Here is a 15700-nt window from a genome sequence, read left to right as displayed (position 1 = left end):
GGGACAGATTATGTTTGATATTAATGAATTGAAAGAGGCAGAAACATTAGAAGAGGCATTAAAGTTGTTAAATGAAAATAATAACTTCAAAATAATATGTGGTGGTACTGATATATTGATTAAATTGAGACATGGAAAAATGGAAAGTGTAAATTTACTTAGTATACGTAATATTGATTGTTTAAAAGGTATAAAGCTCTTAGAGGATAATACTATTTCAATTGGGGCAGTAACTAATTTTAGTGAGATATTTCGAAATGAAATAATAAATGAAAAAATACCTATATTAAGTGAGGCTGCAGTATCTATGGGTGGACCACAAATAAGAAATATAGCAACTATTGGGGGTAACATATGCAATGGAGCAGTTTCAGCAGATAGCGTACCTGCCCTATTTGCATTAAATGCGTTATTAAAACTTAAAAGTGTTAATGGAGAAAGAATTGTTGAAATTAGAGATTTTTATAATGGTCCAGGTAAGGTGAAAATAGATAAAAATGAAATATTAACAGAAGTACTAATTAAAGAAAAAGAATATATTAATAAGCAAGGTAAATATATTAAATTTACTAATAGAAATGCATTAGATATATCAATGTTAGGTGTAGCTATAGTTTGTGAGGAAAATAAAGGAGAAATAAATGATTTAAGAATTGCTTTAGGAGTTGCAGCACCAATTCCATTGAGGTGTATTAAAGCTGAAGCTTATGGCATAGGTAAAAAATACTCAGAAAGTGTTATTAATAATATTGCAACTATTGCAATGAATGAGTCTAGCCCAAGAAATTCATGGAGAGGATCTAAGGATTATAGATTACATTTAATAAAAACTTTAATTAAGAAAATAATGAAGGAAAATTTTATATATAATGAGGTGAATTTTTGTGAATAATGGTAAAATGAAGAAGATAAGTATAAATGTAAATGGTGAAGACTATAATTTAGAAGTCGATATAAGAGAATCTCTTTTAGATGTATTGAGAAATAAGTTATTTCTAACTGGAGTGAAGAGAGGATGTTCTGTTGGAGAATGTGGTGCTTGTACTGTATTAATAGATAATGTACCTATAGACTCCTGTATTTATTTAGCTGTTTGGGCTGATAAGAAAAATATTGAGACTATAGAAGGTATAGCTAAAAATGGAAGGTTAAGCAATGTTCAACAAGCTTATATTGATGAGGGAGCTATTCAATGTGGTTTTTGTACTCCTGGACTTGTTTTAACAACTACTTCTTTAGTTAGAAGTGGAAAAAATTATACAGATGAAGAAATTAAACGTGAAATTTCAGGTCATTTATGTAGGTGTACAGGGTATCAAAAAATTTTTATGGCAACTAAAAAGTCACTATTACAAAAAAAATGAACAACTGAGAGGAGAATTTATTTTGAAAAACATATATGGGCTGAAGGGTAATTTTGTATATACACAAGACTTTGGAAAATTCAAAATTGAAGAAAATAAAATAATTATAATAGAGAATGGTATCATAAAAGGTATTTACAATGGATTGCCATTTCATTATAAAGATATAAAAGTAATAGATTATAAGGATAAATTAATTATACCTGGATTTGTAGATTTACATTTACATGCACCTCAATTTCCTAATATGGGATTAGGTGTAGATAAAGAATTAATTCCTTGGCTAAATTGCTATACTTTCCCCGAGGAATCAAAGTATAGTGATTTAAAATATGCAGAAAGGGTCTATAGATTACTAATAAAAGAACTATGGAATGTTGGAACTACAAGATGTTGTGTTTTTAGCACTATACATAAAGATAGTACAAAATTATTGTTCGATTTATTTAATGAATCTGGACTTGGTGCATATGTAGGCAAAGTAAATATGGACAGAGAATGTCCAGATGTTCTAATAGAAGATACTATTCAATCATTAAAAGAAACGGAGCTAATAGCTAAAGAGTATATAAATAAATATAGCTTAGTAAAACCAATAATAACGCCAAGATTTGTACCTTCATGTAGTTTTGAAATGCTTAAGGGATTAGGAGAAATTGCTGAAAAATATGATTTACCCGTACAATCTCACTTATGTGAAAATACAAATGAAATTGAATTTGTAAAGACTTTAGAACCAGAATCTAAAAATTATTCTGATGTGTATTATAAAGCAAATCTATTTAGAGAAAATAAAACAATAATGGCTCATTGCATATGGCTTAATGAAAATGAAATAGAGCTATTATCAAAAAGTAAAGTTTTTGTTGCACATTGTCCTACTTCAAATTTAAATTTATCTAGTGGAATTGCACCTATTAGAAAATTAATTGAAAAAGGTATAAATGTAGGACTAGCTTCAGATATATCTGGTGGACATACATTATCAATGCCAGAAGTTATTGTGTCTTCAGCTCAAGTATCTAATTTAAAATGGCTTTATAGTAATAAAACAGATGAAAAACTTTCAACAGCAGAATTATTTTATTTAGCGACAAAGGGTGGAGGAAAATTCTTTGGTAAAGTAGGAAGCTTTGAGGAAGGGTATGAATTTGATGCATTGGTTATTGATGATATGGCATTAAATATTAATAACAATTTATCTTTAGAAGAAAGAGTTCAAAAATTCTTATATAAAGGTAAAGAAAAAAATATAATAGAAAGATATGTACGTGGAAACGTAGTAAAGGAACCAAAAATTTAAAAATTGCTTTTATAAATATTATTTTAAATTTTAAATCACACTAAAGTAGGTGAATAACAATGGAAATTTATAAACCTAAAACTTTAGATGAAGCCAAAATATTATTATTTAATAATGAAAATTCTAAAATATTGGCTGGAGGAACTGATTTAATAATAAGTATAAGAAAAGAATCAGATTTATTAACTAAAATTATAGATATTAGTAAGATTCATGAGTTGTATTTAATAGAAGAAGATGAAAACTTTATTTGCTTAGGCTCTATGATTACATTTGCAGAATTAGAGGAAAACATAAAAGTAAGAAAGTATTTTAATGTTTTATATGAATGTAGTAAACATATGGGTTCACCACAAATTAGAAATGTTGCTACTATAGGTGGTAATGTTATAAATGCAGCACCAGCAGCAGACTCTATTCCATGTTTAATTTCATTAGATAGCGAAATGATTATTGAATCTATAAATGGAACTAGGAAAATTAAAGTGGAAACATATTTTAAAAATTATGAAAAAGAAAAAATAAAATTTGATGAAATATTAACTAAGTTTATAATACCTAAAAAAAATAATTATAGTGGGTATTATAAGTTAGGGAAAAGAAATTCATTAGCAATTGCAAGAATTAATGTTGCTGTAAGCTTGAATATTCAAGATGATATTATTAAAAACATAAGTGTTGCGGTTGGTGCAGCTGGTAGATTTCCTTTTAAAATCACGCAATTAGAAAATTTATTATTAAATAAAAATAAAGCAAATTTATTAGATAATGATGTATTAAATGAACTAGAGAATTCAGTTTATAATAGTATTAAAGGGCGTAGTACTGCTGAGTTTAAAAAGGAAGCAGTTAAAGGTGCATACAAGCATGCTATAAATAATGCATTAGGGATAGAAGGTGTTTTCAATTAAAGTTTCTATTAATGTAAATGGTATAGATTATATAAGAAATATTGATCCATCTCTAAGATTAATTGATTTTATAAGAGATGAATTAAAACTTAAAGGAACAAAAGAAGGGTGTAGCGAAGGTGAATGTGGTGCATGTACAGTAATATTAGATGGAAAAGCAATTAATTCATGTTTAATGTTAGCATCTTCTGCTGATGGTAAGAAGATTATTACTATAGAGGGATTAAGCATGGATGAAATGAATCCAATTCAAGAAGCGTTTATTGAAGTTGGTGCAGTGCAATGTGGTTATTGTACACCAGGAATGATATTAAGTGCAAAAGCATTATTAGATAAAAATCCTAAAGCAACAGAAGAAGAAATTAAAAAGGCTTTAAGTGGGAATTTATGTAGATGTACAGGGTATGTAAAGATAATTAAAGCTGTTCTTTTAGCCGAAGAAAAATTAAATAGAAAGTGTTACTAATGCTTTAGGAGGTTTTAACTTGATTGGAAAAAGTATAATAAGACCTGATGCATATGAAAAAGTATTAGGAAAAGCACTATTTCCAGATGATTTAGAATTACCAGATATGCTTTATGCTGGGGTTAAAAGAAGTACCATAGCATATGGGAAGATAAAGTATATTAATATAGATGAAATTAAAAAACTTAATGGAGTAATTGATGTAATAGATTATTCAAGAATTCCAGGATCAACTAGTCATGGTGTTATATTTAAGGATATACCAATCTTAGTTAAAGACGTAGTTAAAAGAGTTGGAGATTGCATTTTATTAGTAATAGCTAATAATAAGAAAAATTTGAAAGAAGCCTTAGAAAAAGTAAAAATAGAGTATGAAGAATATAAAGGTGTATTTTCTATTGAGGAAGCAATACAAAAAGATGCTCCTGTAATAGGTGAGAAAAATAATATTCTATTTTCTGTAGAAATAAATAAAGGAAATATAGATGAAGGATTTAAAGAAGCTAAATTTATTAGTGTAAATACTTATAAAACTCAAATGACTGAGCATGCTTTTATGCAACCAGAATCTACAATAGCAAACTATAATGCCATAAATAATACTTTGGATTTATATATTGCAACACAATATCCTCATTATGATAGGGAAGAAGTTGCAAGATGTTTAAATATGAAGGAAGAAAATATTAATGTTATTAATATGACTATTGGGGGAGCATTTGGGGCAAGAGAGGATATTAATCCTCAATGTCATGCAGCTATTGCTTCTTATATAACTAAAAGACCAGTTAAAATTAGATATAGTAGAGAAGAATCTACTATATCTCATAGTAAAAGGCATCTGATGAAAATGTACTATAAAACAGCAGTTAAAAGTAATGGAAGGCTATGTGCATTAAAAGCTAGAATTTATGCTGATACTGGAGCTTATGCTTCATGGGGAATTAATGTTATAAGAAAGGCTGCTGTACATGCAACAGGTCCTTATGAAATTCCAAATGTTGATATTAAAGCTTATGCAGTTTATACTAATAATCCTTTTTGTGGAGCAATGAGGGGATTTGGTGCAGCACAAGTGCCAATAGCATATGAATCACAAATGGATATATTGTCAGAAAAACTTAATATAAATCCATTGGTATTTAGAAATATTAATACATTTCAATGTGGAAGTAAAACTGCTACTGGTCAAATTCTTGATAAGAGTGTTGGAATTAAAGAATGTATAAGTAAATTGGCTTCCATAGATAATATTGAATTATAAGAGGGTCGTTATATGAATAAGAAAGGTGTTGGTTACTCAACTATATTTTATGGAACAGGATATGGCAATGGATTTCCTGATGAATCAAGGGCAATTGCCAAAATTGAGGAAAGTGGAATTGTAAAAATTTATGTTGAAGTTTCTGATGTTGGTTCAGGGGGAGAAAGTGTAATGTGGCAAATTGCATCGCAAGCTCTTAATATAAATAAAGATTTAGTAAAAATAATTAATACTAGTACTAATTTAATGATGGATTCAGGAACTGCAGCTGCAAGTCGTCAAACCTATAATACTGGAAATGCCGTTTTAAGTGCATGTAAGAAATTAAGATATAACATTAATAAAGTTATAGATAAAAATCAAAAGATTGAAACAGTTTTAGAGTTAAAATTACTTTTACAAATCATGCTTGAAAAGAATATTGCTATATTAGAGGAGGGGTACTTTAAAGCAAATACCTCTAAAATAAATGAAGATGGTCAAGGTAATCCTTACTGGCCTTATACATTTTGTGCTCAAAGAGTTACTGTAAATGTAGATACTGAAACAGGAAAAATTGATATTTTAGAAATAGTTGCAGTAAATGATGGTGGGAAAATTATTAATCCAACTTTAGCAGAAGGACAAGTTGAAGGAGGATGCTCTATGGGAATTGGATATGCAATTATGGAAGAGGTTAATTTAGATAAAGGAAAAATTAAAAACTCTAATTTTTCAAATTATATTATTCCAACATCAATGGATATGCCAAATATAAAAACATATTTTATTGAAGAGACTGAATCAACAGGTCCTTATGGAGCAAAAGGAATAGGAGAGCCAGTAATGATTCCAACAGCACCGGCTATTTTAAATGCAATTTATGATGCTATTAATATTAGATTTTATGAGCTTCCTGTAACATGTGAAAAAGTATTATTGGAATTGAAGAAGAAAAAATAAATTTTGGAATGTTAAAATGGAGGGTTTTATGGATAAAGGGGAATTAGAGAAACTTAGTATTGAGCATATTAGAATTTACGAAAGTTTTGAGAAAAAAGAAAAGTGTGCATTATGTAGATGCATAGAAGATTTTGAAAATCAAGTTTTAAATGCAATATCTACAGATTTAGTTATGGACTTAGAGTTCTTTCCAAAGTTTGGAGAACAGTATACTTTTTGTGATTATCATATGAGCAAAATGGAAGATATGAGAGATAAATTAGGAATGGCAATAATGCTAAAAAAACTTATTACATTAGAAATAAGAAAAATGGAAAGTGGACAAATTGAGAATAAAGTAAGTAAATTCTTTATAAAGAAAGCTAATGAAAAGAAATGTTTTGTTTGTGAAAAAGTAAATTTAAAGGCTATGAACAGTGACATTGATATTACTTTAGAACTGTGGAAAAATAAAGAAGCATTTAGAGAAAACTTTAGATCACAAGATTTTTTTTGTTTCAAGCATAATAAACTTCTCATTAATTCAGCTAAAGAAAAGTTTAGCAAAAAAGACTATGAAGTATTTAAGCAAGAAATAATTAATGTTCAAATGAAATATTGTAAGGAATTAGAAAGTGACTTAGAGTGGTTTATTAATAAATTTGATTATAGATATGCAAATGAACCTTGGTATAATGCTAAGGATTCTATATATAGAGCAAGGGAAGTATTAAAAAAAGATAGTATATAGTAATGCAAATTCATTTCTGAGATGGAATAATAGGTATGAACATTGAATATAAAAAATTGACAAGTAATGAATTAGATATATTTATTAATATGAGAATTAATCAATTACGTGAAGAAGGTGCAAAAGAAGAGGTTGACTTTAAAAGTTAGGTTTAAATTATAAAAATTTAAAGGCAAATAAATAGGGAGATAGGGAGAATAGATGAGACAGTAGGAGATAGTAGATGGATTTGTGTAAAATACAAATCTACCTACTGTCTTTTTTATTAAATTATAATAGCTTGTTCCCTCTGTTTTATAAAGCATAAGAGAAATCTATCTTGTTACTCATCTCTCTTAATTTCTTCATACTTACTCCAAGATATCGCATAGTTGTTTTTATATCAGAGTGATTTAATACATGTCTAACTAATTCTATATCATGGCCAGATTCTTCGTATAATGTATGAGCAAAAAGTTTTCTGAATGAATGGGTACCTATATTTTTATATCCTAAATAATCAGTTATTATTTTTAATTGTTGTTGCATGTTTCTAACTTTATTAGGATAAATAAAATCATCCTTATCTAAATTATTAGTAACTACATATTCTAATAGTTTATTATACATTACATCATTTAAATCTCTATTTTGCCATTTACCTGTTTTTATTTCTTTTATAGCAAATTTACTTCTGTTAAAATCTGAAACTTTTAAATTAACTATATCTGATGCTCTGAAACCAAGAGTTGCTTGAAGTGCTAATGCAAAAGCTAAAGGTTGGTTTGGCCTAAACTTTTTTTCTCTTCCTGTCTTTTTATCAGTATATGTAAAACCTTCTTTACATAATTTAATAATTTGTTCGTATTCCTCAACTTCTAATGGCCTAGTTGCTTTATAATTCTTTTTTTTACCCTCTTCTTTTGTAATTTCATCGTTTTTATGGTCTTTTTTATTATTTAAAATTGCTCCCTCTGTTTTTGGAGGCATTTTTTTAGAAATTTCATTTGCTCCCTCTGTTTTTATATCAATTTCTTGCATTTTTTCGGTAAACTCATTTTTCTCTTCATATGCTCTCATTTTTTTATAAAATTTATAGAATTTCATCATCTCGAGCATTTCATCATTTAAATCCATTTAAAATTTCCTTTCTCGTACAAATCGATTTTGCTTAAAAATAAAACTGCGCATTTTATATTTTTAAACTGCGCTTTTTATATTTTTATAAAAATATAATACCATGAAAATGGCTTAAAATCAATAGTTTAAGAAAAAACTGCGCACATTCGGGAATGTGCGCAGTTTTTATGGATTAAATTATGTTAAATTTTCGTAGAAAATACACTTTTTATATGTTATAATAATAATACTAAGTTAACCAAAGTTAACCTAGTTAACTTTGGTTAACTAAAGAGGAAAAAGAAAGAGGTTTAAAAAATGGACGAAATTAGAGAAAATAATGAAAAAACTACTGAAAATCAAGAAAAAATTCAAGAGACTCAACCTGTAGTTATAGAGGAAAAAATAGAGACAAAGGGGTTAAAGTTAAAAAAGTCAACAAAAGACAGGCTTAATATGCTTCAAAGTAGTTTTGATGATGCTGAAAGTATGATTACTACATTGTTAAATCAATATGATAGCTTTATAGTAGAAAATGATGAAAAATATAATGATCGAAAAGGTGAAATTGATAGATTTAACTTTTTGATAGATTCATTAAAAGGATGCTTTATTAATTCTTTAGAAATGGCTACTTATCTAGAAGATAAATATGATACAAAGCTTAAAAATGAAATAAAAAAGAAAGACAAAGTTATATCTATACTTCAAGATGAAAATACAAATTTGAAAAAGGTATGTAATGATGTTAGTGAGCAAATTAATAAGAAGGATTATGAATTAAATGATGTAAAAGATAGCTTTTCACGTGTTAATTCTGCACTTTCTACTGTAGAAAAAGAACTAAAGGAAAAATCTGATATAATTCAAAATTTGCAATTACATATTAATTCATTAACAGAGATATCAAGTGATAATAAGGCTATAAAGGATGAAAATGATAAATTAAAAGAAGAAATAAAGGAGTTAAATGATAAGTTAACCAAAGCAAATATTCTTAATGAAAAAATTAATTATTTAGAAAGTGAAAATAATAGATTTAAAAATGAAATTGCTATATTGAATGGAGAAAAAAAAGAGTATAAAGAGTATAGCAATAGTTTAAATCAACGAATTCAAGAAGTTTTATTAAATAAATCAGCAGAAATTACAAAAATAAATGAAGAGAAAAATAATTTAATTAGAGAAATTGAAAATAGAAAAGAATTAGAATTAAAAAATGCTAATGAAACTATTATAAGTTTAAAGGAAGAAATATTCGAATTGAAACTAAATTTAAATAAAGTTAACTTAGAAAAATAAAGTTAACTAAAGAAATGTATTTGATAAGTAGTATTTAAACTATAGGGGATTATCCCCTATAGTTTTTTATTTATTATACTTGATAATCTAAGTTCGCCATTTTCTAGGGTTCTAATATATAGTTTATAAGGACTTTTATGTGAAAAACCATCAATAATAAGTTTTTCCTTTGATAAAATTGGAGTTATAGAAAATAATGTATGTGATGATTTAGCTACAATAGAAAGTGATCCTTCATAATCAGTTAAACATTGGCAAATGTTATTTAAATCAATTGTTATAGAATTAGGTGAATTTATAGTAAATGGACAAATAAATTCATCTCTATTTTTAGTATTTCTAATTACTATATCCAAAAAAGTATAAGAATTATAATCTTTTGTATAAAAATATAAAGTTAATTTGTTATTACAATTCAAACATTTTTCTAAAGTTAACTTCTTAATATATTTTGTAGGTTGTGATGTTGAATTTAATTCCAAATAATAATCCTCCCTAAAATTTATTATTATTTATTTTATGCACGAAAACAAAAATAGACATAAAATTATACAAATATATAATAATATTTTAAAAAATAATGATAATACTATAATTGTAATCAACTATTAGGAGTGAGTTTTGTTGCCGATTGCACTTGTTACAGCATTAATCTCAGCGGGTGGATTAGTTTTAGGTTCTGTAATTGGAGCTATTTGCAGTATTTTTATTAATAAAGTTTCATTACATGAACAAGTTAGAATTCAAAGAGAAAATTTAAATTATCAGGAAAATTGTAATGCAAAGGAAAAGTATATTAACGCCAATATAATAAGATTGGACTTTTGTAATGCAATTTACCAAAGTGTAAGAGTGCTTCAAAATATGGATAATTATGAAGTGTCTTATTCAATACCTATGTACAAGGATTATCACAAAATAATAGCAACTTTATGTGACGAATATTCATTAAAGGAGCTTAGTTATATTTATCAGTTTTATGGAATTTTAGAAATTAATTCAAAGAAAATCGAAGGTTCTAATAGTAAGGATTTAAATGATAGAATAGTAATCCAAAATTCATTCAAAAATATTTTAATAAAGCTTTATGGAGAAAATTATATTAAATTGTTATCGAAGAATATTGATTGTTTGAGTTTTAATGAACTTTATTGTGATTCTCTTATGAAAAAAGGATATAGGGATATATTAAAATCCTTAGATGTGATATGTAATATGGGTTATAAAGGAAAAGATGACTTAAATTCTTAAGTCATCTTTTTAATATATATTATTTTAGCATATTTATCATTAAATCAAGAGTGCTTTTAGTTCTTTCTAAATTATGAATATAATCCGCTATATGGTGTTTATAATAGTAAATACCCTCATCTGTAATGGAATATATTTTTTTGCTTCTCTTATTTAAAAATTCATCACCTGTCCATTTGCTAATTACGTAACCTTTTTCTTCTAAATCATAAAATGTTTCATAAATAGTGCTTGATGATACAGGAAAAGGTAAATTAGAGGTTTGAAATACATCTCTAAATGTTTCAAGTACTTTATTACCGAACATTACTTCACCCTTAGATAATTCCTTTAATATATAAAATGAATATAGCATTTTTGTGTTTACTACATTTCTAGGTGCTACTAATCTATTTCTAGTTGTACTCATTTAATCACTCCTTTTTTCATAAAAGTATTTATAAATTTACTATCTTAAAATCATATTTATAAAAGCTATCTCAATACTTGAGCTGTCTAAGTTTACTTATTTAATGATAACAAAAATTATTAACAGTGTCTATTTAAAAAGAATATTACGAAATGTAGAACCATAAAATGTGAAATTGAATACTATATATTAAAGTACCAATGATAGGAGATGAGAAACATGTCAAAGAAGTGTTGTAGAAGAAACTGCTGTTGTAGAAACAATTGTTGTTGTCAACCATGTTGCAATCAATGTTGCAATCAATGTTGTAACAATAGCGGATACGGATGCGGCTACGGAGGATATGGTGGAGGATTCGGTAACTGTGGCGGTGGCTGTGGTGGCTTTGGAGGCTGCGGTGGCGGCTGGGCATGGTGGATAATTATACTATTATTCTTCTGTGGAGGATGCTGGTAATTCATGGCTAGGTGTACTAAAAAGTGTATTATCTTTTTAGTACACTTTTTTATTTATTATAAATTAATTTTTGTATTATGGGAAAACTACTTTTGAAAGAAACTCTAGAGGTGTTGTTATATGCGAAAGAAATTTTTCTTATTTAACTTAATATTAACTATATTACTAACTATAAATAGTAATTTAGTATATTCAGAACCTATTGAGAGTGAGGAAGGAGAATCGAAAGAAAACAGTGAGGGTGAGCCATATAGAAGGTTAGAAGATGTAAAAAAAGAGTTAAAGGAGGAACGTCACAAAGTTGATCAGCAAAGATTAGACGATATAAGAAAAAAAGAAGAAGAAAAAAAGGCAAATGAAATTGAAAATGGTGAAAATATGCCTGAAAAAACTACAGAAGAGAAAAAACAAAATGATAATAAAAAAGAAAATGAATCAATTCCTAAGTTAATAGTTAGATTAAGAGGGAAACATTCTACTAAATACTTATGTAGTTATAACTTTACTATAACAAATGAAAATACAGAAAGTGAACTTGCTTGTAGTAATTATGATGATTATAAAGTTTTGTTGAAGAAATCTTCATTAAAGGTAAGACCAGGTGAGTTGATAAATTTTGAGTTTAGTGAAAAACCTAAAAAAATTCGTGCGTATATATGGGATGATGAAATAACTGAATTAGAAATGACTAGAGGAAGTATTAGAGTTCCTAATTATGATAAGAAAATTGTAGTTGGAATTGAAGGGACATATAAAAATGGAAAAATACTTTATGCTGTAGTTTTAGATATAAGAGGTTAAATGAAAAAAATAGGAGGATAACTTTATGGATGTTAATTATAATGTTACATACGGAAATGAAAATGAATTGAAATGTACTGGAAATATAAATAGTGAAAATGAGACTGGAAATGAAAGTGAAAAACATGAAGAGGAAAGTTTGAAGAAGGACCAAGCAAAACTATCTGAAATCAGAGAATTAGGAAATACCAATATGACTGGGCCAGATCAAAGTATTCAAATACTTCCTATAATCGGTCAAGTTGAGGGGCATGTTGTATTACCACCACAAACAAAATCAACAAAATACGAACATTTAATTCCACAATTAATTTCCATGGAACAAAATGATAAGGTTAAAGGAGTATTAATTGTTTTAAATACAGTAGGAGGAGACGTAGAGGCTGGATTGGCCATAGCAGAAATGATTTACTCATTATCAAAACCAACAGTTTCTATTGTAATAGGTGGAGGACATTCTATTGGTGTTCCATTAGCAACATCAGCAGACTATTCTTTTATTACACCATCTGCAACTATGATTGTACATCCTGTTAGAATGAATGGATTTGTAATAGGGGTAGCTCAAACTTTCCATTATTTTAAGAAGATGCAAGAAAGAATTAATAGTTTTATTGTAAGAACTTCAAAAATTGATAAAGATGAATTAGAAAGAATGATGTTAAAGTCAGATGAATTATTAAATGATATGGGAACAATGTTGATTGGAGAGCAGGCAGTTGAATGCGGATTAATTGATAAAGTTGGAGGTATAAAAGAAGCATTAGCTAAATTAAATGAATTAATAAAGGAAAAAGAAGAGGAAAAATAAAATATGAAAACAATGAAAAGAAATTCCATATAGGAGTTTCTTTTTTGTTTGAAATGTGTTTAAAATATTTATAAGCTATAATATAATAAAATTTACTAAAATGATGTTTTAAGTACAGAGGTGATTTGATGGGAACGGGCAGTAAAAAGAAGAATACTAGTAAAAAGAAAAAAGATTCATCTATTGAAAAGAAAGGAGATATCAAAGCTATAATATATGTTGCTGTAGGAATTTTATTATGTTTTTCAACATATACAGATTTAGCTGGGATTTTATCTATATTTACACGAAGAGTGATGTATCATTTTATCGGAGTAGTTGTTTATATCATTCCGATATATTTAATATATTTTGGTATAGATACAATAAAATCAAAGGGAACTATTAAATATTCTAGAAGGTTTTTTAGTATTACATTAATGGCTGTAGTAATTTGGTTGTTTTGTAGTACTATTTCTATCAATTTTGCTGTAGGGCAAGGAATTAGTAAAGGATTTATAGATACAATTAGAGAAATGAAGTTTTCAACTAATTATAGTATGCATGGTGGCTTTTTAGGATTTATAATAGCTTATCCTTTATCTATGTTAATAGGATATATAGGAAGTTACATATTATATATTACATTGTTTGCTATAGGAAGTATCTTATTAATGGATATAACATTATATGATATATATGTTAAAGGTAAGGGATTGATAGATGGACTTGTAGGAGGTGGAAGAAGCAACGTTAAAAATCAAAAAAGTAAAGTTAGTAAGAAATCTGAAAGAAAGGTTACTAATGATACTATAGAAGTTATTGTTCCAGAAAATGATAATAACGAGAAAGAAGATTTTATTAAAGGTATAAATAATAAAATACAAATTTTAGACTTTATGAGAAATTCTGAGCTACAAGATGTAAATCCTCTTCAAGACTTTGATTTAGATAAAGATTTCTCTAGTGAAGCTGGGATGCAAGAAGAATATATTGTTGCTAAAGGTAGTGAAACTAAAAAGATAAACAAAAATTTATCTCATGATGATAAAGAAGTTGTAAGTAAGGAAATTGAAGAATCCTTAAATGAATCAGGTGAAGTACAAAAAAAAGAATATGCTTTTCCTACAATGGATTTATTAAATATAAATTCTAAATTAAAACTTAAAAATGAAGATAAAAAAGACTTGATAGATAATGCTAATAAGCTTGAAGAAACACTTTCTAATTTTGGAGTTGAAGCAAAAGTAGTACAAGTTACTAAGGGGCCTTCTGTTACAAGATTTGAATTACAGCCAAGTCCAGGAGTTAAGGTTTCTAAAATAGTTAACCTTCAAGATGATATTGCTTTAGGCTTAGCAGCAAATGGTGTTAGAATGGAAGCGCCAATTCCAGGTAAAGCAGCTATAGGTATAGAGGTTCCTAACAAGAAACAATCTCCGGTATTTTTAAGAGAAGTATTAGATTCTAAGGAATTTACTAATACATCAAAAAATTTAGCTTTTGCATTAGGAAAAGACATTACAGGCAAATGTATAGTTGGTGATTTGAGTAAAATGCCACATATGTTAATTGCAGGTGCTACTGGATCAGGTAAGTCAGTATGTATAAATTCTCTTATAATAAGTTTATTATACAAGTACTCTCCAGAACAGGTTAAGTTACTTATGGTTGACCCTAAGGTTGTTGAATTAAGTGTTTATAATGGAATACCACATTTGTTAATACCTGTTGTTACAGATCCAAAGAAAGCAGCTGGTGCATTAAATTGGGCAGTAAATGAAATGAATAAAAGATATAATTTATTCTCTCAAATGAAAGTTAAAAATATAGAATCTTATAATAAGCTATATGAAAAGGGTGAAATACAAGAAAAGCTACCTTATATAGTAGTAATAGTAGATGAGCTTGCAGACTTAATGATGGCATGTCCTAATGATGTTGAAGATTATATTTGTAGATTGGCACAAATGGCTAGAGCTGCTGGTATGCATTTAATAATTGCTACTCAAAGACCTTCAGTTGATGTTATTACTGGGGTAATTAAAGCAAATATTCCATCAAGAGTATCATTTGCAGTATCTTCAGGAACTGACTCAAGAACTATACTAGATCAAGTTGGAGCAGAAAAACTATTAGGTAGGGGTGATATGTTATATTATCCTATAGGTGAAAATAAACCTTTAAGAGTTCAAGGAGCATTTATTTCAGAAGAGGAAGTTGAAAATGTAGTTGAGTATATTAAAAACTCAGAAGATGATGTTGATTATTCAGAAGATATTATTAATCATATAAATAGTGAATCAAGTAATGAAGCTGCAATGAGTAGTAGTGATACTGATGAATTGCTAGAAGAAGCAATGAAATTGGTTATTGATTATCAACAAGCATCAACATCTTTTATTCAAAGAAAATTAAGAGTAGGATTTAATAGAGCATCTAGGATTATGGATGAACTAGAAGAACATGGTATAATATCAGAAAAAGATGGAAGTAGACCAAGGCAGGTATTGGTTGGTAAAGAAGATAGATATAACGAATAACAATATAAAATACTTGTAAATATGAGATAGTTAAATTAAAATAAGTATTATTATTTATACTTAGGAGGAA

General features: G+C 27.5%; 17 protein-coding genes. 14 read left to right on the top strand and 3 right to left on the bottom strand.

The features are described 5' to 3' along the window. The first annotated feature begins 10 nt into the window (after positions 1 to 10). From xdhB to ABUA17_RS05445, 8 genes are read left to right on the top strand one after another with little or no spacing between them, the layout of a single operon-like run. Entirely contained in the window at positions 11 to 892 is an 882-nt protein-coding gene (gene xdhB / locus ABUA17_RS05480) for a xanthine dehydrogenase subunit XdhB (RefSeq protein ID WP_042398631.1), read from the top strand. Positions 893 to 899: 7 nt separating this feature from the next. Then, complete coding sequence (xdhC, locus tag ABUA17_RS05475; protein WP_172676183.1) at positions 900 to 1364, top strand: xanthine dehydrogenase subunit XdhC; 465 nt, start codon at positions 900 to 902, stop codon at positions 1362 to 1364. 22 nt (positions 1365 to 1386) lie between these two features. Further along, complete coding sequence (guaD, locus tag ABUA17_RS05470) at positions 1387 to 2667, top strand: guanine deaminase (protein ID WP_042398636.1); 1281 nt, start codon at positions 1387 to 1389, stop codon at positions 2665 to 2667. Between the two features lie 59 nt (positions 2668 to 2726). After that, on the top strand, positions 2727 to 3578 hold the full coding sequence (locus tag ABUA17_RS05465) for an FAD binding domain-containing protein (protein WP_055277677.1): 852 nt from the start codon (positions 2727 to 2729) through the stop codon (positions 3576 to 3578). Continuing rightward, positions 3565 to 4044, top strand: coding sequence for a (2Fe-2S)-binding protein (locus ABUA17_RS05460; RefSeq protein WP_042398647.1), 480 nt, complete (start codon positions 3565 to 3567; stop codon positions 4042 to 4044). Before ABUA17_RS05465 ends, ABUA17_RS05460 begins: the two co-directional genes overlap by 14 nt. A gap of 19 nt (positions 4045 to 4063) precedes the next feature. Continuing rightward, complete coding sequence (locus ABUA17_RS05455) at positions 4064 to 5308, top strand: xanthine dehydrogenase family protein molybdopterin-binding subunit (protein ID WP_195951309.1); 1245 nt, start codon at positions 4064 to 4066, stop codon at positions 5306 to 5308. Positions 5309 to 5320: 12 nt separating this feature from the next. Then, entirely contained in the window at positions 5321 to 6250 is a 930-nt protein-coding gene (locus ABUA17_RS05450) for a xanthine dehydrogenase family protein molybdopterin-binding subunit (protein WP_055277681.1), read from the top strand. Between the two features lie 28 nt (positions 6251 to 6278). Continuing rightward, positions 6279 to 6980, top strand: coding sequence for a DUF6062 family protein (locus tag ABUA17_RS05445; RefSeq protein ID WP_042398654.1), 702 nt, complete (start codon positions 6279 to 6281; stop codon positions 6978 to 6980). A 294-nt stretch (positions 6981 to 7274) separates the two neighbouring features. On the opposite strand, the gene ABUA17_RS05440 is transcribed toward ABUA17_RS05445, so the two are convergent. Next, positions 7275 to 8096 carry a tyrosine-type recombinase/integrase gene (locus ABUA17_RS05440; RefSeq protein ID WP_055277683.1) on the bottom strand — a complete coding sequence of 274 codons (822 nt, stop codon included), beginning with the start codon at positions 8094 to 8096 and terminating at the stop codon, positions 7275 to 7277. 300 nt (positions 8097 to 8396) lie between these two features. On the opposite strand from ABUA17_RS05440, the gene ABUA17_RS05435 reads away from it, so the two are divergent. Next, complete coding sequence (locus ABUA17_RS05435; protein WP_042398658.1) at positions 8397 to 9380, top strand: coiled-coil domain-containing protein; 984 nt, start codon at positions 8397 to 8399, stop codon at positions 9378 to 9380. Between the two features lie 56 nt (positions 9381 to 9436). Here ABUA17_RS05435 and ABUA17_RS05430 read toward each other — a convergent pair whose 3' ends face one another. Continuing rightward, positions 9437 to 9862 carry a hypothetical protein gene (locus ABUA17_RS05430; RefSeq protein ID WP_042398662.1) on the bottom strand — a complete coding sequence of 142 codons (426 nt, stop codon included), beginning with the start codon at positions 9860 to 9862 and terminating at the stop codon, positions 9437 to 9439. Positions 9863 to 10004: 142 nt separating this feature from the next. Between ABUA17_RS05430 and ABUA17_RS05425 the strand changes: the two genes are divergently transcribed. Then, the gene (locus tag ABUA17_RS05425) at positions 10005 to 10631 is read left to right on the top strand and encodes a hypothetical protein (RefSeq protein WP_042398664.1); all 627 of its coding nucleotides are present in this window, start codon (positions 10005 to 10007) and stop codon (positions 10629 to 10631) included. A gap of 19 nt (positions 10632 to 10650) precedes the next feature. Here the strand turns inward: ABUA17_RS05425 and ABUA17_RS05420 are convergent, their stop codons facing one another. Further along, the gene (locus ABUA17_RS05420) at positions 10651 to 11040 is read right to left on the bottom strand and encodes a PadR family transcriptional regulator (protein WP_042398666.1); all 390 of its coding nucleotides are present in this window, start codon (positions 11038 to 11040) and stop codon (positions 10651 to 10653) included. 219 nt (positions 11041 to 11259) lie between these two features. Here ABUA17_RS05420 and ABUA17_RS05415 point away from each other — a divergent pair, with 219 nt between their 5' ends. The 4 genes from ABUA17_RS05415 (at position 11260) to ABUA17_RS05400 (ending at position 15630) form a co-directional block, all read left to right on the top strand. Then, positions 11260 to 11496: a ground-like protein gene (locus tag ABUA17_RS05415; protein WP_082423847.1), complete on the top strand. Its 237-nt coding sequence runs from the start codon at positions 11260 to 11262 to the stop codon at positions 11494 to 11496. A 120-nt stretch (positions 11497 to 11616) separates the two neighbouring features. Continuing rightward, positions 11617 to 12297 carry a hypothetical protein gene (locus ABUA17_RS05410; RefSeq protein ID WP_042398673.1) on the top strand — a complete coding sequence of 227 codons (681 nt, stop codon included), beginning with the start codon at positions 11617 to 11619 and terminating at the stop codon, positions 12295 to 12297. Between the two features lie 25 nt (positions 12298 to 12322). Next, positions 12323 to 13108, top strand: a complete 786-nt coding sequence (locus ABUA17_RS05405; RefSeq protein WP_078061327.1) for a ClpP family protease — start codon at positions 12323 to 12325, stop codon at positions 13106 to 13108. A 128-nt stretch (positions 13109 to 13236) separates the two neighbouring features. Beyond that, complete coding sequence (locus ABUA17_RS05400; protein WP_042398676.1) at positions 13237 to 15630, top strand: FtsK/SpoIIIE family DNA translocase; 2394 nt, start codon at positions 13237 to 13239, stop codon at positions 15628 to 15630. Positions 15631 to 15700 lie beyond the last annotated feature (70 nt).

Source organism: Clostridium sp. RTP31139st1_H3_RTP31139_211217 (genome assembly GCF_040227035.1).
Lineage (GTDB): Bacteria > Bacillota > Clostridia > Clostridiales > Clostridiaceae > Clostridium > Clostridium saudiense.
Note: the sequence above shows the minus strand (reverse complement) of the source record. Positions and strands in the feature narration are given on the sequence as shown.